Genomic DNA, 20,099 nt, shown 5'->3' with positions numbered 1-20,099 from the left:
TGGCTGCAGCGTCAGGCGTGCGCGCCGCGTCCGGCGTCCGGGGGAGCCCCCGGCTGCGGATGCGGACCCGGGCCCTCCGGCAGCTTGTATCCGGACTCCCGTTCCGCCCGGACCTCGTCCGGATGACTGCTGGTGGTGGAGCCGAAGTTCCCGTAGCCCTGCATCTCGTGCGGCCGCAGGCCCCCCTCGGGGATCTCGACCTGGTCCCGCTCCTCGCGGACCTCGTACACCGCGCCGCCTTCGGGCAGGTGCGGCTGGCTCTCGGGGGTGGGCGGGGGTGGCTCCTTGGCCCGTACCTTCTTGCCCAGGAGGAAGCCGCCCAGCAGGAAGCCGGCGACGAGGATGCCGACGACCAGGAACCATGCGATGTCGGCGAGGGTCGCGTCCACGCTCAGGGTCGTGTCCATACGGACCAGTTTCCCGTACTCAGGTCCGATATGCGCTGCTATGCACTGGATACATTGGGCCATCCGGGGTAGGCGCCGGGCCCGGACGCGGAACGAGTAGGAGGCCGGCCATGCCCCGCGGATCTTCCCCGAAGCGCGAACGCCAGTACGAACACATCAAGGAGGGACTGGAACAGCGCGGCGAGCCCGAGAAGAAGGCGAAGGAGATCGCCGCCCGGACGGTGAACAAGGAACGCGCCCGGGCCGGCGAATCCCGGACCGCGAGCAGGGAATCCGTCGAGGACATCTCCTCGTCCCGCCGCGGGGGCCTGCACTCCCACTCGGGCGCGCAGGGCCCCACGTACGACCAGCTCTACGCCGAGGCCCGGCGCCGGGGCGTCCACGGCCGCTCGGACATGAACAAGGCGCAGCTCAAGCGGGCCCTGGGCGAATGAACGGCCAGGTGCCGGACACCCTCTAGGAGTTGATGGGGCCCTCGGTGTCCCGCAGGGCGCCGGCGGCCGTGCGCTCCCCGAGCACCCCCAGGATCTCGGCGCAGATCGCCAGGGCGGTCTCCGCCGGGGTACGGGCGCCGAGGTCCAGGCCGATCGGGCCGTGCACGCGGGCCAGTTCGGCCTCGGTGACCCCGGCCGCGAGCAGCCCCTCCCGCCGCCGGGCCGTGGTCCTGCGCGAACCCAGCGCGCCGACGTACGGAACCCCGCGGGCCAGCGCCACCCGCAGCGTCGGCACGTCGAACGACTCCTCGTGGCTCAGCATGACCAGGCACGCGGCGTCCCGGCGCGCCTCCAGCACCCGGCCGGCCTCCTCCGGGGCGGTGACCAGCACGGAATCCCAGCCCAGCAGCTGCGCCTGCCGCTCGATGATCCCGGCCAGCTCACCGCCGCCGCCGATGACCACGTACGGGGCCGACGGGAACGCCTCGACCAGCACCAGCCCGGACTCCGCGTACAGCGCGTCCCGCCCGGCCCGCCGGGTCGCCAGCAGCTCGCCCGCCCGCCGCCCGGCGTCGTCGTCCGGCGTGTCCGTGGCCCGTACGACCTCACTGACGGCCCGGTCCGCGGCCTCGTTCAACCGGGTCACCAACGCCACCCCGGCCCCCTCGCCGAGCAGCTCCCACCACTGGGCCGGGATCGCCGAGAGCGGCTGCAGCAGCACCTCGGCCTGCCCGCCGCAGGTCAGCTTCGCCGCCACCGCCTCGGCGGCGCGCACGGACACCTCGCACACCCGCGCCGTGACCCCGGCCGGCAGGGCCGCGACCTCGGCGGCGAGCTCGGCGTCGAAGACCCCGCGGTAGAGGGTGCCGACACACTCCCCCCGCGTATCGACGAGCACCGCCCCGGCCGGATCCCGCGGCCCGAACCCCTGCTCGGTCACGGGCCGCGCCAGATACCCGGCCCGTCCCTCGGCCACCCACTGCCGTGCCGTCTGCACCAGCTCACGCATCCGCTGCTCCATCCTCGTCGCCGGAGCCCCCACGAAGCACCCGGTCAGCGGTACACGGCGGGCTCACCTCCCAACGTACGCACCCACCGGGCCCTGCCCCACCCCCCGAATCCCACAGACCCCGCCCCACCTCCCTCGTACGGACCACCGGTACGCGACCGCCGCCTCCCTGCGTCCCGGCGTCCCGGCGTCCCGGCGTCCCGTACGTGGTGCCGGCCGGTCAGCGCCCGGCGGCCCTGGAAGCGGGGACGGCAGGGACGGTCTCGGCGGCGCGCAGTCCGTCGGCCGACGGCCAGATGCCCAGGACCACCGAGGCGAGATGGGCGCCCCGCGCACGGATCCGGTCCTCGTCCCAGCAGGAGGCCCACGCGTCGATGCCGGAACCGGGCGGGGGATTGAGCAGCGTGCCGTGGGTGAGGCGCAGGAGGCTGTGCTCACCGAGCCACCGGCGCTTGTCGTCCCACGCCATGTTGCCGAGGGTGGGATTGAGGCGGGCCGTGACCAGGGTCAGATTGCCGAGGGTGTGCACCAGCTCGTCGCGGCCGGCCCCTTCGTCCGGATCGTCCGCCAGGGGAGGCCAGTTGTCGCGCCAGCTCTGCGGCATGACGTGCTCGATCGTCAGCTTCGAGCCGAGCTGCTCGCCGATCGGGGCGGTGAGCTGCTCCGTGTGGTCGGTGCGCAGCTCGTCCTCCAGCGCCTCCAGGAGGATGCGGACCCGGTGGCGGTAGAGCCGGGCGTACAGGGGGTCCTGCTCCAGGGCCGTGCGGAATTCGGCATCGGTCGGCCAGTTGCGGTGCTGGCCGTGCATCCCCGTCAGGGTCTTGATGATGACTTCGTCCGCCCGCCCGGGCTCCCGGGCCGCGGCGGCGACGAGGTCGCGGAAGACGTGGTTGTAGTCACGGTTGCTGAGGTTGAGGATCGCCCGCCGCACGAGGTAGCTGTCGATGGCGCGGATGGCGTTGCGCCGGCGCTCGGGTGTGAGCACCTCCTCGCTGAGCCCGTAGAGGAAGAGGAGCAGAGGCATCGGTGTCGACATCTGCATGACCTTCATCCGGTACAGGAACCGGCCCTCGGGCCCGTGCGCCGGGTACTGGTCGAGACGCTCGTAGATCTCGGCGTACCGCGTCAGCTCCGCGAACACCTCCTCGGTGGGAGCGGGGGCGGCGCGCAGCCAGCGCTCGAACTCCTTGAACAGCGCCGAGGAGGTGAACTCGCGCTGTGTGCGCATGGTGAGCCAATAGGTCAAGAAGACGTCGAGGCGGCTGCGCGTGATGCGGCCCGTCGTCTGCTCGGTCCGCCACTCGGCCTGGTCGAAGGGGGCCCAGTAGGTCCGGTAGAGGCGGTCGATGTCCGCGCCGGCGTGCTCGGCGTCCCGGAACAGCAGGTTCTTGACCAGGTCCGCGTGTTCCAGCGGGGTGCCGCGGCTGTTGAGCGTCTCGAAGACGACCTGGGCGTCGTCGTGTTCTTCCAGGTCGATGATGACCAGGCGCAGGTGCTCACGCATCGTCTGCACCAGCGCCCCGAGCCGCTCGTGCGGTTCGGGCGCCTCGGCCAGCCACTTGTCGATCTCCTGCTGGAAGTAGTCGACCGCCTGGGTCAGCCGGCCGCTGCCGCCCTTGCCGAGCATGACGGAACGGAACTCTTCGCGGTCGGCGTTCGTGGGCCAGACCTTGTAGAGGTGGTCGGGGTGCCGGCCGCGGTCGTACAGGTCCTGGTCGTTCTCCAGGAACTTGCTGAGCAGCCGTACGGACTTCTTGTCGTCCTGGGCGGTGGCCGACAGCCGCGCCGCGAAGAGGAACAGCTGGAGCGTGGTCAGGCGCTGCTGCCCGTCGATGACCTGCCGGGTCTCGAGATCGGACGACATGTGGGGCGCCTCGTCGAAGACGACGGCGCCGAGAAAGTGCGGCGCGACGGTCTCCCCGGACTGCACGGCCTCCTCCGCCCGCTCCACGGTCCGGCGAACGTCCTCCCACAGGGCGGCCCAGTTGTCGTCCCGGTCCCAGACGTAAGGACGCTGGAACAGCGGCACCGTGTACCGGACGTCCTTGCCGAAGATCCGCCGCAGATCAACCGTGTCAGCCTTCATGGCTCCCCTCCTTCAACCGAACGCTCACCACGGTAGCGATCTCCCACCCCCGGAACACCGACTCCGCAAAAGCCGCAACCTCCACCCCGCGCCGACAGCAGGCGCCCGGTGCAACGCACCGGGATGCAGCTTCCGTCCATGAAATCAGCGTGTCTGCCGGCACTTCCTGGGTCAGAGGGTTCAGAAGGGTCGTATTGTCCGCCCAATCCGCCTATTGTTCCCGTCTCTTGGTGCTGCCAACATGGGCGGGAACGGGCGGGAACGGGTGGTATCGAAGGGGAGGAGGCCTCGATTTGAGAATTCCTCGCCGACTCCTGGTCTCCGCGGCCGTAGCGATGGCGCTGCTCGCCGTGCTTCTGGCCTCGGCATTCAAACTTCTCGGTGACCGCACCCAGGCTTTCAGCGCGACGTCGGTGCTGCTGTCCGGCATTGCGCTGTCAGGTGTCGCGGTCTCACTCATGTATCAGGCGCAGCAGACGAAGGCCGTCAGGGACGAACGGGACAGGGCTACCCATAGGCAAATGGTCTATCTGGCCATGGAGGATCGCGCCCTCGCTGCATGCTGGGAACCGCCCGGCATCCCGATGACGTTCGAACGATACCGACAGGTCATGTTCACCAATCTGATCATGGGGAGATGGCATGCCGCGTATCAACTGGGAGATGTGGACGCCTCCACGCTTCGATTCATTCTCGATCGGCATTTTCGCGGCGAGATAGGAAGACTGCACTGGAGTCACGGTCGCCGTGAGTGGCTTCGCGGCGCCATCGGAGGGCGGAATCGAAGAGCTGTGATGTTCGCCGAGATAGTGGAAGAGAGGTATCGGGCCGCGATCAGCGCAGGCCCTGAGGTGCCGGCGGACGGCTACTTCATCCGAACGGGTACCGAGTGACGGCGGCAACGCACGCATCGGCGCCGGCACGCCAGTCGGGGATCCGGTACAGCCAACCCGGGCCGGCATGCCATTTCAAGCGAACAGTGCGATCGAGGGCGGCCGCTGGAACTGGACCTGCAGACACCGACCGTCGAACTTCTCACCGCAGAGGCAGCCGGTGCGCACTCGCTGGTGGGAGCCTGCTCGGTTTCAGGTAAGTCGGTTCTGTTCGGCCCCTTGCCAAAAGGGGCCAACCCGTCACGGTGGCAGTACTGACGGAAGGGAGCGCCGACCTGGTGGTGCGTGAACACTTCATCGACGTCAGGCTGAGCAACGCGGGGCGGGTCGACGGTCAGGGCCACTTCGTACGGTCGGTCGGAGGGCCGGCCCTTCTCTCGGCGCTCACAGCCACGGCTGCGTTGCTCGTGCACATCCTCAGCTGAGGAAGTCGGCGAGCCCTGTCGCGACCAGCACCAACAACAAAGGCCTGGACTCAGTGGGGACTGTGTCCAGGCCTTCACGCTGGTTCGGCAGAAACGCCCCGGCACGGCCCGGCTCGAGTCGGCGAATGCGCGGCAATCCGAGGCCACCCGCTGATCCGCTGCTGTCAGGGCCGGCGGATACGGTGCAGCCACGATTCAGCAGTGGGTTTGGGGGAGGGGCTTTGGGAGCCAAGACCGGTCTGCTCGTGTATGCCGACGGCGATGTGCCGGGTCTGCTGCGACAAGTGAGTGCGGCGGACGTGGAGCAGACGTCCCGCACGATGCGGCGCCTGTATCCGGGCTGTGAGATCGAAGAGACTCGGGGTTCGGCCCTGGGGCGGGGCGTCCATCCCCCCGACGGAACGACCTATGCGGCGAGCTGGGCGGGCGTGGAGGTCATCTGCGATCGGCGCGTGATGATCGATTTCCCGTCACGGCTTCCCGAGCACCTTGTGGCGGCGAGTGCCGGCCGACGGCTGGTCCTGCATGCCATGCACAGCGTGGTCGACTGGCTGGCGTTCGCCGTCTGGGAAGACGGACGCCTCATCCGCTCTCTGAGCCTGTCACCGGACAGCGGGATCATCGAGAACATCGGGGAACCGCTTTCCTTCGAGCTTCCCTACTGGGCCGGGGACCGCCCGGCGGACGTGATTCCCTGGCCCGGTGAGGAAGAGGAGCCGTACGCCCTGCCCTTCCACCCCCTGGAGCTTGGAGAAGACGCGCTGCGTTCGCTCTGCGGTTTCGTCCAGGAGGGCCGTCCCGAGCCCGAGGACGTGGACGCCGACAGGGTCGAACTGCTCGGCTTTCGCGTGTTGGACCCGCACGCTCCCAGCCCCGCCGACAAGGAAGCGGCACTGAGGAAGGCCATGGAACGAATGGGGCCGCCACGGATCTACACGATGGGCCCTGACGGCTCGCTGATGGAGCGGGACAGCCTCTGAACCTGCGGGGCTCCAGCGGCTGCGGAGCGGAACACCGCCCATCCCGCGCATAGGCCGCAGGTTCCGCATGCGGTGGCACACGGCTGCACATACGCGAAGACCCCGTCTCAGCTAAAGCGCTGATGGCGGGGTCTTTGGGCACTTCCTGCGAAGTGCCCCGGCAGGATTCGAACCTGCGCACACGGCGTCGGAGACCCCGTGCGTCTCAGGTGTGACAGCAGGTCAAGAGCCTAGAAGCGGTCTGTCGTACCTCATCGGTCCACAAATGGGCTGCGAGCCCTGAAGTCCTGTCCTGCGGTCGACGGCAGCTACTTCGTAAGCTCGCCCGGCTCCCGCCCATCAGCTCGTGAGCTCAGACCGCGACACCTCTCCGCAACCGCCCGGCACTGTCGGTGTCCACCGCCGTTGATGTCACCCATCGATGTCAGCGCCAGGCCGCTCATCAGCTCACTTCTTCCTCCGAAGCTGCCGCATCTTCGCTTCAGCTTCCTTCTTCTTCTGCTGCGCCACCCCATAGCTCGACCAGCCGCCCTGGTGTAACTGACACCGAGAGCTGTTCATGATCGCGGGCTTGGCACACGGCCGCCCCTTAGCCGTCTGCGCCCCACACCTGGGCTGAGTCATCCGCCCCCACCTGCTTCCAGCGTCGTCGACGATCGGACCTCGGGATGGTCTCGCCAAGGACAACCGCTGGGAAGGCGCAGGCAAGGCGGACAGGAGCACCGCCGGCACACGGCCCCGGAGACCCATTTGGCCGACGCGTTTCAGCAGACCGGAGAGTCAGAGCCAGGTTGAGCAAGCCGTGCCAGTCCACAGTCCGTAGCTCTCGGAGAGTGATGCCGGTGAGTCCCGGGTGATGTGCGGGCAGGGACGGCGTTGCTGGTACCCGCCAGGCACGCCGGCACCAACGGCGCCCCAACGCCCCTTGGACACTGTGAGGCGCCCACCGAGGGTGTGCCACGCCACGCCGAAGGACGCCTGAAGCTCGCCCTGCCACCTGACGTTGACCGCAGTTGCGGGGACAACCACAGTGACGGCAGTCAAAGGTGTACGAGTTGTAACTACCGTGGGCCAGCTACTGCGGACTGATGGGGCATCACTATGATTAACCATCACGTATGGCTACTTGCCCTGAGGGGGGCTAATGGTTCGGCAGGAGCATCACCCGTCTAAGCAAATGTCAACTCCCGACACGCCATCCATCAAGGACCTGATGGACGATATGAAGCGAGGTCGACTGGCCATACCCGACTTCCAGCGAAGCTTTGTTTGGGATCCGGCGGACACGCAAAAACTCCTCGTCTCCATAATTGCCCGCTACCCAGCAGGAACCCTCCTCTTTTGGGAACAGAAGACGCCGCAGATTAGGCGGCGACCCTTCGAAGGGTTTGATACTGCGCTTAAAGAGTCAGCCGCTTTGGTCCTCGATGGGCAGCAGCGGCTCACTTCGATATTTCAAGCCTTGACCGGTACGGGGCAGCAGAGGTTCTTCGTCGATCTTGCGCTCTTGAGTGAGCTTGACTCGAACGCCCCGGGCCTTCTCGACGCAAGCCGTCTTGATGACGTAATCGTGTATCGCGACCTCAACGCCAAGCAGGTACGTAGGCGCCCTCCGGCCACTATTGCGGAAGAGATCAAACAGTCACTCTTCCCGCTATCTCTAATCGGATCCGAGCTAATTGAAGAGTGGCTCGATGTCATGGAGGAGGCGGTGGAAGGGGAGGATTGGAAGGCTCGCCGGAATCAAGTTCGGCAGCTGGTTCGGAGATATTTGCAGCCGATTGGGAATTATCGCTTCCCTGTGGTTGAACTTCCGGAGGCAACTCCTCTTGATGCGGTATGCCGAATCTTTGAAACTATAAACCGAACTGGCGTGAAGCTAAGCGTATTCGAACTCTTGGCGGCCCGCTTTTGGCCCGCTGGAGTGGATTTGCGAAGAGACTGGGAACGGGTGCAGGAGAAGCATCCGATCCTAGGGTCATTTGAAGTTGATGCGTACTATCTACTTCAAGCGGTTTCACTCCGAGCAACCGCTGAAAAATCTAGGGGTGGTAGGGCTTCTGCTCAACGCAGTGACGTATTGGAGCTTACTCCTGCGGAGTTTGAAAGGTACTGGGATCAGGTTGCTCAGGGTGCAGCGCGCGCCCTGACGTTTCTCCGCGATGAATGCGGAGTCCTTGCTCCGAAGTGGCTTCCATATTCCATGATCCTGGTTCCCTTGGCTGCCGTTTGGTGCGAGGTTGAATCCAAGCGATCGGTTGAGAACGGATCGGCATTGCGGAAGCTTCGCCGCTTCTTCTGGTGCTCCGTCTTTTCGAGGAATTACGACCAGGGTGGAAATAGTCAAGCTGGAAAAGATTTCACGGACCTTGCCTCCTGGGTAAATGACGGTGAGGGTATCCCTGAAGCTGTGGAGGGGTTTGCATTCGCCGGCGAGATCCTGGATACGGCTCGGACTAATTTGCAAGCCCTGTATAAGGGTGTCATGGCGCTGACGCTGAGCAATGGAGCGCGCGACTTCCACTCTGGTTCAAGCTTGACACCAGGTAAGATCCTGGAAGAGAGCGTGGATGCGCATCACATTTTCCCGAAGAAGTATCTAGAGGAAGTGGGCGATCCCGGTAACTCTGAGTTGATCCTCAATCGAGCACTGATCGACAAGAGGACCAATCAGAGCATTGGAAAGCGTGCCCCTTCAGAGTATCTGGCAACGATGGAAGAGGCTTTGGGGGAGGAAGAGGTGGGTGGAATTCTGAAATCGCATCTGTTGCCGGCAGAGCAGAAATCTCCCGTGCGGCACGATAACTACGGGGCCTTCCTCTTTTCCCGCAAGGAGCTGGTCATCAAGGCCATTGAGTCGGTTACGAGCGAATGAGGAATGTGGGAGGACGGCTGGCCAACCTGTCCTCCCACCGCGCAACCTGGAACGTTCTGATGGGGTGCAGGACGGAGGCAGACAGGGGCGCGGTACGAGCGCGGCCGCCCCATGGTGGCACTCTCGTGCAGAGCTGGCTGGCCGAATCGGAGTCGGGCCGCACGCGCCGCGCGTGCGCGGCGGGTGCCTTGATGAAGTAGGGAAAGCCTTACCGCATGGGCGCTCTTGTGGCTTTGCTGGTCCGCTGCTGCCATGGCGTGAACGTCGCTGCGCGCACCTGGGGGATGAGTGGACCAGCTGAGGGTCACTTCGTGGAAGCGGTATGGGCACGATCGTCTGTACGTGAATCTGCCGGACGGAACAGCGGTGGCGTGGGCGGACCGTAAGACCGGAGAGATCACGTTCTTACGCACTGGCTACGGTGACGCTGTTGTGGATGCCCTGGCTCGCCAGTCGGCTTACATGACGTCCGGTTCTCCGTTCGTCGTTCCCGGGCCGACCCTGCTTCCGCTGACACCAGAGAACGATCTCGCTTCCAATCGTCCCGGCGAGGAGTTGCGGAGGCAACTTGCCGAGACGGGGACCGGCTTCCTTGAGCGTGTGGTCGCCTGGATGCTCCGGCGCAGGACTGACGGGGACTCCTGGCGCACCGGTTTGGCCGGCGAGCGCCGGGTCGGGGAGGAACTGGATCGGCTGACCCGTCAGGGGTGGCGTGTCCTGCACTCTGTCCCTTTGCCGCGCCAGGTGGACATCGATCACCTGCTCATAGGTCCTGGCGGGGTCTTCACCATCAACACCAAGCGGCATCCTCAGAAGACCGTCTGGGTCGGGGATGACATGGTGAAGATCAACGGCGGTAAGGCTCAGCCGTACGGGATCAAGAGCCGGTCAGAGGCCAAACGCACACGAAAGGTGCTGGAGAAGCACTGTGACTTCGCTGTACCCGTCGAGCCGGTCCTGGTCTTCGTTGACGTCCTCAAGCTCGACGTCGTCGCCACTCAGCTCACGGTCCGCGTCTACCAAGAAAGGGAGGTCTCGGCTTTGGCACCTCTCTCGGGCGTCTTCACCACACCTCAAGTTGAGCAGATCTACAGCGTCGCCCGAGATCGACGAGCGTGGCTCGACGCGTGACCGGCGTGGTCAGCGTGCTGAGACCAGGTGCTTGCCGTCGTGGCTGCGGACGTGGGGGGCCGGCTTTGTCCAGGGCGTCCAGGAGACGGATCGCGACGACCTCGGACGCGAGTGACTGGCGCTACGCTGCGAGGCCCCTGGACCTGTCCGGGGGTCTTCGGTGTTTCCCGGGCTGACCTGGGGCGATCGGTCAAGATCCTGTCCACGAATGGCCCGCAGGGTCTGACATACGGGTGCGCAGGGCGGCAGTTGGCTGCACATACGCGAAGACCCCGGCTTCAGCGTTGCCGCTGATGGCGGGGTCTTTGGGCACTTCCTGCGAAGTGCCCCCGGCAGGATTCGAACCTGCGCACACGGCTCCGGAGGCCGTTGCTCTATCCCCTGAGCTACGGGGGCGCGTCGTTGGTGTTGCGGCGACGGGTTGAACACTACCAGCTTCCATGGGGTGATCAGGAACCGGTTTGCGGGGGATGGAGGGGTGGTTCGCCCGCACGGGGTGGAAGTGGCGAAAACCCGGACGCGGGGGCCCGGCTCGACCTACTCTCGAGTTGTGCCAGGCGTCTCGGGCCGGGTGCTTGTTGTCGACGACAACAAGGTCATCCGGCAGCTGATCAAGGTCAATCTCGAGCTGGAGGGCTTCGAGGTCGTGACCGCGAACGATGGTGCCGAGTGTCTGGACGTCGTGCATCGCGTGTGTCCCGATGTGATCACCCTTGATGTGGTCATGCCCCGGCTGGACGGGTTCGGGGCGGCCTCGCAGTTGCGGGCCGATCCGCGGACCAGGGACGTGCCCGTGGCCATCGTCAGCGCCTGCACGCAGCAGGAGGTGGAGGCCGGGACCGCGGCCGGGGTGGATGCTTTCCTCGCCAAGCCCTTCGAGCCCGCCGAGCTCGTGCGGGTCGTGCGCAGGCTGGTCGAGCGCAAGGACCGGCGCGACGGGAGGAAAGGGGCCCCCGCCGGGCGGGGGAGGGGATAGTTCCCGGTGAGTCTCCAGTGAGTCTCCAGTGAGTTCGCCGTTGGTTCAGGGGACGGGTTCGCCTCCTGTTTTTGCGTCGGTGCTTCCTGCAGTACGCAGAACCGGTGTCCAGCGCTCTGTTCACATGCCGAAACCCTTCGACTGATGACGGGGCGTCTCCCCTAGGCTGGTCCCGTGACCCCCGCAGACCTCTCCCGTTGCGTCGTACGCGCCGTGCGCCGCGCCGTCGAGGACGGGGAGCTGGGCGGGACGGTGCCCACGCGCGTCGTGGTGGAGCGGACCCGGCCCGGTGGGGTGGGGGACTACGCCACCCCCGTCGCCTTCCAGGTCGCCAAGGCCGCCGGATGCCCGCCCCGCGACGTGGCGGACGCACTGGCCCGCCGGCTCGGTGCCGAGCCCGGCATCGAGCGTGTCGAGGTCACGGGAGCCGGGTTCCTCAACTTCGTGCTGCCCGCGCCCTCCGCCCCCGCAGTCGTACGGGACGCCGTCATACGGGACGCCGTCGTCCGGGACGTCCTGATCCGGGACCTGCGGGACGGTGCCGGCTTCACCGCCCCCGGTCCCGCCCCCGCCCCCGGGCTGCGCGAGCGCCTCGTGCGCCGCAGCGTCCTGCGGCTCGTGCGCGTCCAGGGCGGCACCGAGCGCGACCTGCCCGGGAACCTGCCCGCCGCCCCCCTCGCCGGGCGGGACCGCGACGTCGTCGCCCGCTACGGGGCCGATGCCGTCACCTGGGCCGTGCTCACCGTTCCCGCGCGGGAGACCCCGGTCTTCTCCGACGCACTGCTCGTCCAGGCGGAGAGCAACGAGTTCTTCCGCGTGCGGTACGCCCATGCCCGCGCCCGTGCGCTCGTACGCAATGCCGAGCAGCTCGGGTTCCGCCCCGAGGCCGGTGAGGTCGACGCGCCCGCCCTGCTGCGCGTCCTCGCCGACCACCCCCTCGTCCTCGAAGCCGCCGCGCACCACCGTGCCCCCGAGCGGCTCGCCCGCCACCTCGTCGAGCTGGCCGACGCGCTGCTCGACTTCCAGTACCGCGTTCTGCCCGTGGGCGACGAGAAACCCTCGGCCGCCCACCGCGCCCGGCTGGCTCTTGCCGAAGCCGCCGGGACGGTGCTGGCCGGCGGCCTGGCCCTGCTCGGCATGGATGCACCGACACGCCTGTGACCCGCGAAGAGAGATACCGATGAGCCGTTCCGCGCACCCCGCCGGGCCCCGCCACGCCGACGTCCTGCCCGAGGGGCACTACTCCCCGCCGCCCGCCGACCTGAACGCCCTCGACGAGAAGGTCTGGGCCCGGACGGTCGAGCGGACGGACGAGGGCGTCGTCACCGTGGGCGGGATCGAAGTCACCCGGCTCGCCGAGGAGTTCGGAACCCCCGCCTACTTCCTCGACGAGGAGGACTTCCGGGCGCGGTGCCGGGCGTGGGCGCACGCCTTCGGCAAGGACGCCGACGTCTTCTACGCCGGCAAGGCGTTCCTCTCCAAGGCCGTCGTGAAGTGGCTGAAGGAGGAGGGGCTCAATGTGGACGTGTGTTCCGGTGGGGAGCTGACGACCGCCCTCGCCGCCGGGATGCCGGCCGCCCGCATCGCCTTCCACGGCAACAACAAGTCCGAGGGCGAGATCCGCCGGGCCGTCGGGGCCGGGGTCGGGCGCATCGTGCTGGACTCCTTCCAGGAGATCGCCCGCGTCGCGCACATCGCCCGTGAGCTCGGCGTGCGCCAGCCCGTCCAGATCCGCGTGACCGTCGGCGTCGAGGCGCACACCCACGAGTTCATCGCCACCGCGCACGAGGACCAGAAGTTCGGCATCGCCGTGGCCGACGGTTCCGCGGCCGAGGCCGTGCGGCGCGCGCTCGGACACGACTCGCTCGAGCTGCTCGGCGTCCACTCCCACATCGGTTCGCAGATCTTCGACATGGCCGGCTTCGAGGTCTCCGCCAAGCGCGTCGTGCAGCTGCTGGCCGCCGTGCGGGACGAGCACGGGGTGGAGCTGCCCGAGATCGACCTCGGCGGCGGGCTCGGCATCGCGTACACCTCGAACGACGACCCGCGCGAGCCCCACGAGATCGCCAAGTCCCTGCACGAGATCGTGGCCCGGGAGTGCGAGAGCGCCGGCCTGCGTGCCCCCCGGATCTCCGTGGAGCCCGGCCGTGCCATCGTCGGACCGACCGCGTTCACGCTGTACGAGGTGGGGACGATCAAGCCGCTGGAGGGCCTGCGGACCTACGTGAGCGTCGACGGCGGGATGTCCGACAACATCCGCACCGCCCTGTACGACGCCGAGTACTCCATCGTGCTCGCCTCCCGCACCTCCGACGCCGAGCCCATGCTCGTGCGCGTGGTCGGCAAGCACTGCGAGAGCGGCGACATCGTCGTGAAGGACGCGTTCCTGCCCGCCGACCTCGCGCCCGGCGACCTCCTGGCCGTCCCGGCCACCGGCGCGTACTGCCGCTCCATGGCCAGCAACTACAACCACGCGCTCCGCCCGCCCGTCGTCGCCGTGCGCGACGGACAGGCGCGAGTGATCGTCCGCCGCGAGACGGAGGAAGATCTCCTGCGGCTCGACCTCGGATGATGAAATAGGTGTCTCACTCAATGGACCGAGGATGGAAACTGCTGTCCATTGAGTGAGACTGGTTCCACCCGGCGGGCAAACCGCCCGCAGGGTACTGATGGAAGATCGAAAGGCGTAGGTCGAATGATGCGTACGCGTCCGCTGAAGGTGGCGCTGCTGGGCTGTGGAGTGGTCGGCTCAGAAGTGGCTCGCATCATGACGACGCACGCCGACGACCTCACGCAGAGGATCGGCGCGCCCGTGGAGCTCGCCGGCGTGGCCGTGCGCCGCCCCTCGAAGGTCCGTGAGGGCATCGATCCCGCGCTGATCACCACCGATGCGACCGCCCTCCTCAAACGCGGTGACATCGACATCGCCATCGAGGTCATCGGCGGCATCGAGCCCGCCCGTACGCTCATCACCACCGCCTTCGAGCAGGGCATCTCCGTGGTCTCCGCGAACAAGGCGCTGCTCGCCCAGGACGGTGCCGCGCTGCACGCCGCGGCCGAGCAGCACGGGCTGGACCTCTACTACGAGGCCGCCGTCGCCGGCGCCATCCCGCTGGTCCGCCCGATGCGCGAGTCGCTCGCCGGCGACAAGATCAACCGCGTGATGGGCATCGTCAACGGCACGACGAACTTCATCCTCGACAAGATGGACTCCACCGGCGCCGGGTACCAGGAGGCGCTCGACGAGGCCACCGCCCTCGGGTACGCCGAGGCCGACCCGACCGCCGACGTCGAGGGCTACGACGCCGCCGCCAAGGCCGCGATCCTGGCCGGCATCGCCTTCCACACCCGCGTCCGCCTGGACGACGTGTACCGCGAGGGCATGACCGAGGTCAGCGCGGCCGACTTCGCCTCCGCCAAGCGGATGGGCTGCACCATCAAGCTCCTCGCCATCCTGGAGCGCGCCGCCGACGGCCAGTCCGTCACCGCCCGCGTCCACCCGGCGATGATCCCGCTCAGCCACCCGCTCGCCTCCGTCCGCGAGGCGTACAACGCCGTCTTCGTCGAGGCGGAGGCCGCCGGGCGGCTCATGTTCTACGGGCCCGGCGCGGGCGGCGCGCCGACCGCGTCCGCGGTCCTCGGTGACCTCGTCGCCGTCGCCCGCAACAAGCTCGCCGAGGCAACGGGGCCCGGCGAGTCGGCGTACACCCAGCTGCCGGTCAGCCCCATGGGCGATGTCGTCACGCGCTACCACATCAGCCTCGATGTGGCCGACAAGCCGGGCGTCCTCGCCCAGGTGGCGACGACGTTCGCGGAGCACGGTGTCTCGATCGACACCGTCCGCCAGCAGGGCAAGGACGGCGAGGCATCCCTCGTCGTCGTCACCCACCGCGCCGCCGACGCCGCCCTCTCCGGGACCGTCGAGGCGCTGCGGAAGCTGGACACCGTCCGCGGTGTCGCCAGCATCATGCGTGTTGAAGGGGAGTAAGGACCCATGAGCAGCAATCGCACCCACCAGTGGCGCGGCATCATCGAGGAGTACCGGGACCGCCTGCCGGTCACGGACGCGACTCCCGTGGTGACGCTCCGCGAGGGCGGCACTCCCCTCGTCCCCGCCCAGGTGCTCTCCGAGCGCACCGGCTGCGAGGTCCACCTGAAGGTCGAGGGGGCGAACCCCACCGGGTCCTTCAAGGACCGCGGCATGACCATGGCGATCACCAAGGCCAAGGAGGAGGGCGCGAAGGCGGTCATCTGCGCCTCCACCGGCAACACTTCGGCCTCCGCCGCCGCCTACGCGGTGCGCGCCGGGATGGTCTGCGCGGTGCTCGTGCCCCGCGGCAAGATCGCACTCGGCAAGATGGGCCAGGCCCTGGTGCACGGCGCCAAGATCCTGCAGGTGGACGGCAACTTCGACGACTGCCTGAACCTGGCCCGCGCGCTCTCCGACAACTACCCGGTCGCGCTGGTCAATTCGGTCAACCCGGTACGTATCGAGGGCCAGAAGACGGCCGCGTTCGAGATCGTCGACGCGCTCGGCGACGCCCCCGACATCCACGTGCTGCCCGTCGGCAACGCCGGCAACATCACCGCGTACTGGAAGGGCTTCAAGGAGTACAAGGCCGACGGCCTGTCCACCCGTACGCCCCGCGTGTGGGGTTTCCAGGCATCCGGTTCCGCGCCCATCGTGCGCGGCGAGGTCGTCAAGGAGCCGCACACCATCGCCACCGCGATCCGGATCGGCAACCCGGCGTCCTGGGACTACGCGCTCGCCGCGCGTGACGAGTCGGGCGGCTTCATCGACGAGGTGACGGACCGCCAGATCCTGGCCGCCTACCGGCTGTTGGCCGCGCAGGAGGGCGTCTTCGTCGAGCCCGCCTCGGCCGCCTCGGTGGCCGGCCTGCTCAAGGCCGCCGAGCTGGGCCTGGTCGACCCCGGCCAGAGGATCGTGTGCACCGTCACCGGCAACGGCCTGAAGGACCCCGACTGGGCGATCGCCGGCGCTCCGCAGCCGGTCACCGTTCCGGTGGACGCCGAAGCCGCCGCCGTGCGCCTCGGCCTGGTCTGACCGCAGTCGTGTGAGCCGGGTCCCGGAGGGCTCCCGAAGGCCTCCCGGGGCCTTCCCGAGGCCCTCCGGAACCCGGCAACTCACCCCGTACGGCAACAAAAAAGCGGCCGAAGTCGGTCGAAGCCGGTCGAAGTCCGCGACACGCATCGTGCGCCTCCTGTGCGCCCTATGTCGCGAGAGAACCTTCCTTCGATACGCTGTACCTACATCCGCCACCGCGCATATGACTGCGGTGCTGCCCCGAGGGCCTTCGGGTGTCGTACGTTCTCCAGTACATTCGCAGCGAGCCAGCGAAGAGCGAAGTTCTCGCACAGTCACAAGGAGTGTCATCGGACGATGGCCGGTCCAGCGTTCCGCGCCGCCGCCGTACGGGTGCGCGTCCCCGCCAGCAGTGCCAACCTCGGCCCGGGCTTCGACGCCCTGGGCCTGGCCCTGGGGCTCTACGACGACGTAGTCGTCCGGGTGGCCGACTCCGGCCTGAACATCGACATCGCGGGTGAGGGCGCCGACACCCTCCCGCGGGACGAGAGCCACCTGCTCGTACGCGCCATGCGCACCGCTTTCGACCTGCTGGGCGGTCAGCCGCGCGGCCTCGAGGTCGTCTGCGCCAACCGCATCCCGCACGGTCGCGGCCTCGGCTCCTCCTCCGCCGCCATCTGCGCCGGCATCGTCGCCGCGCGCGCCGTGACCATAGGCGGCGAGGCCAAGCTCGACGACGCGGCGCTGCTGGAGCTCGCCACCGAGATCGAGGGCCACCCCGACAACGTCGCCGCCTGTCTGCTCGGCGGATTCACCCTCGCCTGGATGGACGGCGGCAGCGCCAAGGCGATCCGGATGGAGCCCGCCGAATCCATCGTTCCGGTGGTCTTCGTACCGTCCAGGCCGGTCCTGACGGAGACCGCGCGCGGCCTGCTGCCGCGCACCGTCCCGCACGTGGACGCGGCCGTCAACGCGGGTCGCGCGGGCCTGCTCGTGGAAGCCCTGACCAGGCGTCCCGAGCTCCTGCTGCCGGCCACCGAGGACCGGCTCCACCAGGAGTACCGGTCCCCGGCGATGCCCGAGAGCGTGGCACTCGTCAACAGGCTGCGGGCGGACGGGATCCCCGCGGTCATCTCCGGCGCGGGACCCACCGTCCTCGCGCTGGTCGACAACGGTGCGGCCGACAAGGTCGCGCAGCTCGCGGGCGAGGGGTGGGCGGCCAACCGGCTCGCACTCGACGCCGCGGGCGCGAGCGTACTTCCGCTGGGCACCCAGGGCGGCTGAGGCCGCTTTACGGGAGTGCGCAGCCGACCAGGGGCGGGCGGCCGGGGCAGGCCGCCCGCGCGGAAGGCGCGATTGCCGGTGATTGAGAGGGGGAATATCTATTGGATCCGGTAGTGTTAGTCTCAAGTGCGCATCGGAAGCCGTCATGGCTCCGTGCTCAGTGTCCCCATTCGGGACCACATTTCTTCCGGGAGCCTCCCCGACTGCTTTGATCACTTCCAGCAGTTTCGAGCACGCTCCGGAATCGGCGTGACATTCCCACGCTTTCAGCTCGGGGGCTTCTCGCCGGAACCAGCCATGCACGTTTCTTCCGCCGTACTTCTACCGGCGGACCACCGCCCCGGCACGGTCCACACCTAGGACTGTTGTCGGACAGCACAACCGGTCGCCGAGCCAGACAGGCCGACGTCCGCTCCAGGGAAGGACCCTTCGTGAGCGACACCACCGATCTGATGGGCGCTGCCGACACCTCTGTCGACACCAGTGCCCCCGCCGCGGGCGCCGCACCCAAGCGTCGACGCACCGGCACCGGCCTTGACGGCATGGTCCTGGCCGAGCTGCAGCAGGTCGCGTCGGGCCTCGGGATCAGGGGCACCGCGCGGATGCGCAAGAGCCAGCTGATCGAGGTCATCAAGGAGGCGCAGGCGGGCAGCAGTGCCCCCAAGGCCGCTGCCTCCGCTGCCGCAGACACCGCCGAGGCCAAGCCGAAGCGCCGCGCCACCAGCAAGGCCCGCACGACCGAGGCCGCCGCCGAGGCGCCCGCCGAGAAGCCCGCCGCGCAGGCGCAGATCGAGATCCCGGGCCAGCCGGCCAGCGACGACGCGCCGGCCGGTGAGCGCCGCCGCCGTCGGGCCACGGCCCCCACCGGCAGCCCGGAGGCCTCGGCCCCCGTTGCCGTGCAGGTCGAGCAGAAGACCGAGACGGTTCCCGCCGCCACCGCCCCGTCCGAGGCCAAGGCCGAGGCCGCCACCGCGGTCTCCGCCGGCCAGGCGCAGGGTCAGGACGGCGAGGGCCGCGGCCGTCGCGACCGCCGTGACCGCGGTGACCGTGCCGACCGTCAGCGCGACCGCCGTGACCGCGGTGCCAAGGCCGACGACCAGGGCCAGGGCGGCCAGGGTCAGGGCGGCGGCCAGGGTCAGGGCGCGCAGGGCGGCCAGGGCGGCCGTCAGGACCGTGCCGACCGCCAGCAGCAGGGCGGCCGCGGCCAGGGTCAGGGCCAGGGCCAGCAGGGTCGTCAGGACCGCCAGGACAACGGGCCCCAGGACGACTTCGACGGTGAGGACGGCCGTCGCGGCCGTCGCGGCCGCTACCGCGACCGCCGTGGCCGCCGTGGCCGCGACGAGTTCGCGCCGAGCGAGCCGCAGGTCGCCGACGACGACGTGCTGATCCCCGTCGCGGGCATCCTCGACATCCTCGACAACTACGCGTTCATCCGGACCTCGGGCTACCTGCCCGGCCCCAACGACGTGTACGTCTCGCTCGCCCAGGTCCGCAAGGCCGGCCTGCGCAAGGGTGACCACACCACCGGTGCCGTCCGCCAGCCCAAGGACGGCGAGCGCCGCGAGAAGTTCAACGCCCTCGTGCGCCTGGACTCGGTGAACGGCATGGCGCCCGAATCCGGCCGCGGCCGACCGGAGTTCCAGAAGCTCACCCCGCTCTACCCGCAGGACCGGCTCCGTCTGGAGACCGACCCGGGCGTGCTGACGACCCGCATCATCGACCTCGTGTCGCCGATCGGCAAGGGTCAGCGAGGCCTGATCGTGGCCCCGCCGAAGACCGGTAAGACCATGATCATGCAGGCGATCGCCAACGCGATCACCACCAACAACCCCGAGTGCCACCTGATGGTCGTCCTGGTCGACGAGCGTCCGGAAGAGGTCACCGACATGCAGCGGTCGGTCAAGGGCGAGGTCATCTCCTCGACCTTCGACCGCCCGGCCGAGGACCACACCACCGTCGCCGAGCTGGCCATCGAGCGCGCCAAGCGTCTCGTCGAGCTGGGTCACGACGTGGTCGTCCTGCTGGACTCCATCACCCGTCTGGGCCGCGCGTACAACCTGGCGGCGCCCGCCTCCGGCCGCATCCTGTCCGGTGGTGTCGACTCGACCGCGCTGTACCCGCCGAAGCGCTTCTTCGGTGCCGCGCGCAACATCGAGGACGGCGGCTCGCTGACCATCCTGGCCACTGCGCTCGTCGACACGGGCTCGCGCATGGACGAGGTGATCTTCGAGGAGTTCAAGGGCACCGGCAACATGGAGCTCAAGCTCGACCGGAAGCTCGCCGACAAGCGCATCTTCCCGGCCGTCGACGTCGACCCGTCGGGCACCCGCAAGGAGGAGATCCTCCTCAACGCGGAGGAGCTCGCCATCGTCTGGAAGCTGCGCCGGGTGCTGCACGCGCTCGACTCGCAGCAGGCGATCGAGCTGCTTCTCGACAAGATGAAGCAGACGAAGTCGAACGCCGAGTTCCTGATGCAGTACGCGAAGACGACCCCGTCGGGCAAGAACGACGACTGACGTCCGGCACGCGCATCGCGCGACAGCCCCCGCCGCACC

At 68.4% G+C, this 20,099-nt stretch carries 17 protein-coding genes and 1 tRNA gene; 13 read left to right on the top strand and 5 right to left on the bottom strand.

Annotation, left to right across the window (positions count from 1 at the left end; genetic code table 11):
- Positions 1-11: 11 nt before the first annotated feature.
- On the bottom strand, positions 12-407 hold the full coding sequence (locus ACWGE1_RS26395; protein WP_373041067.1) for a DUF6479 family protein: 396 nt from the start codon (positions 405-407) through the stop codon (positions 12-14).
- A 110-nt stretch (positions 408-517) separates the two neighbouring features.
- Between ACWGE1_RS26395 and ACWGE1_RS26390 the strand changes: the two genes are divergently transcribed.
- Entirely contained in the window at positions 518-841 is a 324-nt protein-coding gene (locus ACWGE1_RS26390; protein ID WP_453422960.1) for a plasmid stabilization protein, read from the top strand.
- Positions 842-863: 22 nt separating this feature from the next.
- On the opposite strand, the gene ACWGE1_RS26385 is transcribed toward ACWGE1_RS26390, so the two are convergent.
- Both ACWGE1_RS26385 and ACWGE1_RS26380 read right to left on the bottom strand, forming a co-directional pair.
- The gene (locus ACWGE1_RS26385) at positions 864-1,850 is read right to left on the bottom strand and encodes an XdhC family protein (protein ID WP_453422959.1); all 987 of its coding nucleotides are present in this window, start codon (positions 1,848-1,850) and stop codon (positions 864-866) included.
- 220 nt (positions 1,851-2,070) lie between these two features.
- A complete protein-coding gene (locus tag ACWGE1_RS26380; RefSeq protein ID WP_453422958.1) occupies positions 2,071-3,936 on the bottom strand; it encodes a DUF262 domain-containing protein in 1,866 nt (621 codons plus the stop codon).
- A gap of 335 nt (positions 3,937-4,271) precedes the next feature.
- Here ACWGE1_RS26380 and ACWGE1_RS26375 point away from each other — a divergent pair, with 335 nt between their 5' ends.
- The 3 genes from ACWGE1_RS26375 (at position 4,272) to ACWGE1_RS26365 (ending at position 6,234) form a co-directional block, all read left to right on the top strand.
- Positions 4,272-4,829, top strand: a complete 558-nt coding sequence (locus tag ACWGE1_RS26375; protein WP_453422957.1) for a DUF6082 family protein — start codon at positions 4,272-4,274, stop codon at positions 4,827-4,829.
- A gap of 245 nt (positions 4,830-5,074) precedes the next feature.
- Positions 5,075-5,254 carry a hypothetical protein gene (locus tag ACWGE1_RS26370; RefSeq protein ID WP_453422956.1) on the top strand — a complete coding sequence of 60 codons (180 nt, stop codon included), beginning with the start codon at positions 5,075-5,077 and terminating at the stop codon, positions 5,252-5,254.
- Positions 5,255-5,475: 221 nt separating this feature from the next.
- Positions 5,476-6,234 carry a DUF6928 family protein gene (locus ACWGE1_RS26365; protein WP_453422955.1) on the top strand — a complete coding sequence of 253 codons (759 nt, stop codon included), beginning with the start codon at positions 5,476-5,478 and terminating at the stop codon, positions 6,232-6,234.
- A 447-nt stretch (positions 6,235-6,681) separates the two neighbouring features.
- On the opposite strand, the gene ACWGE1_RS26360 is transcribed toward ACWGE1_RS26365, so the two are convergent.
- A complete protein-coding gene (locus tag ACWGE1_RS26360) occupies positions 6,682-6,858 on the bottom strand; it encodes an HGGxSTG domain-containing protein (protein WP_453422954.1) in 177 nt (58 codons plus the stop codon).
- 589 nt (positions 6,859-7,447) lie between these two features.
- Here ACWGE1_RS26360 and ACWGE1_RS26355 point away from each other — a divergent pair.
- Positions 7,448-9,109, top strand: a complete 1,662-nt coding sequence (locus ACWGE1_RS26355) for a GmrSD restriction endonuclease domain-containing protein (RefSeq protein ID WP_453422953.1) — start codon at positions 7,448-7,450, stop codon at positions 9,107-9,109.
- A gap of 342 nt (positions 9,110-9,451) precedes the next feature.
- Positions 9,452-10,240, top strand: coding sequence for a nuclease-related domain-containing protein (locus ACWGE1_RS26350; RefSeq protein ID WP_453422952.1), 789 nt, complete (start codon positions 9,452-9,454; stop codon positions 10,238-10,240).
- A gap of 324 nt (positions 10,241-10,564) precedes the next feature.
- Here the strand turns inward: ACWGE1_RS26350 and ACWGE1_RS26345 are convergent.
- A tRNA-Arg gene (locus ACWGE1_RS26345) sits at positions 10,565-10,636 on the bottom strand.
- A gap of 106 nt (positions 10,637-10,742) precedes the next feature.
- On the opposite strand from ACWGE1_RS26345, the gene ACWGE1_RS26340 reads away from it, so the two are divergent.
- The 7 genes from ACWGE1_RS26340 to rho all read left to right on the top strand — a co-directional run bounded on the left by ACWGE1_RS26340 (position 10,743) and on the right by rho (position 20,060).
- Entirely contained in the window at positions 10,743-11,216 is a 474-nt protein-coding gene (locus tag ACWGE1_RS26340; protein ID WP_453422968.1) for a response regulator, read from the top strand.
- 174 nt (positions 11,217-11,390) lie between these two features.
- Positions 11,391-12,377, top strand: a complete 987-nt coding sequence (gene nrtL, locus ACWGE1_RS26335) for an ArgS-related anticodon-binding protein NrtL (protein WP_453422951.1) — start codon at positions 11,391-11,393, stop codon at positions 12,375-12,377.
- Positions 12,378-12,396: 19 nt separating this feature from the next.
- A complete protein-coding gene (lysA, locus tag ACWGE1_RS26330; RefSeq protein ID WP_453422950.1) occupies positions 12,397-13,788 on the top strand; it encodes a diaminopimelate decarboxylase in 1,392 nt (463 codons plus the stop codon).
- A 126-nt stretch (positions 13,789-13,914) separates the two neighbouring features.
- Positions 13,915-15,204: a homoserine dehydrogenase gene (locus ACWGE1_RS26325; RefSeq protein WP_453422967.1), complete on the top strand. Its 1,290-nt coding sequence runs from the start codon at positions 13,915-13,917 to the stop codon at positions 15,202-15,204.
- Positions 15,205-15,210: 6 nt separating this feature from the next.
- Positions 15,211-16,281, top strand: coding sequence for a threonine synthase (gene thrC / locus ACWGE1_RS26320; protein ID WP_453422949.1), 1,071 nt, complete (start codon positions 15,211-15,213; stop codon positions 16,279-16,281).
- A gap of 336 nt (positions 16,282-16,617) precedes the next feature.
- Positions 16,618-17,544 (top strand): homoserine kinase, encoded by a 927-nt coding sequence (gene thrB / locus ACWGE1_RS26315; RefSeq protein WP_453422948.1) that lies wholly within the window; start codon positions 16,618-16,620, stop codon positions 17,542-17,544.
- Positions 17,545-17,975: 431 nt separating this feature from the next.
- Entirely contained in the window at positions 17,976-20,060 is a 2,085-nt protein-coding gene (rho, locus tag ACWGE1_RS26310; RefSeq protein ID WP_453422947.1) for a transcription termination factor Rho, read from the top strand.
- The last annotated feature ends 39 nt before the right edge of the window (positions 20,061-20,099 follow it).

This window comes from Streptomyces sp. NPDC054932 (assembly GCF_053610205.1).
The sequence above is the reverse complement of the archived record's forward strand: the minus strand, read 5'-3'. Positions and strand labels throughout refer to the sequence as shown.

What these genes read in the sequence shown, in the direction of transcription:
- ACWGE1_RS26395 (WP_373041067.1), bottom strand. Translation starts at nt 407, where the DNA reads ATGGACACGACCCTGAGCGTGGACGCGACCCTCGCCGACATCGCATGG.
- ACWGE1_RS26390 (WP_453422960.1), top strand. Translation starts at nt 518, where the DNA reads ATGCCCCGCGGATCTTCCCCGAAGCGCGAACGCCAGTACGAACACATC.
- ACWGE1_RS26385 (WP_453422959.1), bottom strand. Translation starts at nt 1,850, where the DNA reads ATGCGTGAGCTGGTGCAGACGGCACGGCAGTGGGTGGCCGAGGGACGG.
- ACWGE1_RS26380 (WP_453422958.1), bottom strand. Translation starts at nt 3,936, where the DNA reads ATGAAGGCTGACACGGTTGATCTGCGGCGGATCTTCGGCAAGGACGTC.
- ACWGE1_RS26375 (WP_453422957.1), top strand. Translation starts at nt 4,272, where the DNA reads ATGGCGCTGCTCGCCGTGCTTCTGGCCTCGGCATTCAAACTTCTCGGT.
- ACWGE1_RS26360 (WP_453422954.1), bottom strand. Translation starts at nt 6,858, where the DNA reads ATGACTCAGCCCAGGTGTGGGGCGCAGACGGCTAAGGGGCGGCCGTGT.
- ACWGE1_RS26355 (WP_453422953.1), top strand. Translation starts at nt 7,448, where the DNA reads ATGGACGATATGAAGCGAGGTCGACTGGCCATACCCGACTTCCAGCGA.
- lysA (WP_453422950.1), top strand. Translation starts at nt 12,397, where the DNA reads ATGAGCCGTTCCGCGCACCCCGCCGGGCCCCGCCACGCCGACGTCCTG.
- ACWGE1_RS26325 (WP_453422967.1), top strand. Translation starts at nt 13,915, where the DNA reads ATGCGTACGCGTCCGCTGAAGGTGGCGCTGCTGGGCTGTGGAGTGGTC.
- thrC (WP_453422949.1), top strand. Translation starts at nt 15,211, where the DNA reads ATGAGCAGCAATCGCACCCACCAGTGGCGCGGCATCATCGAGGAGTAC.
- thrB (WP_453422948.1), top strand. Translation starts at nt 16,618, where the DNA reads ATGGCCGGTCCAGCGTTCCGCGCCGCCGCCGTACGGGTGCGCGTCCCC.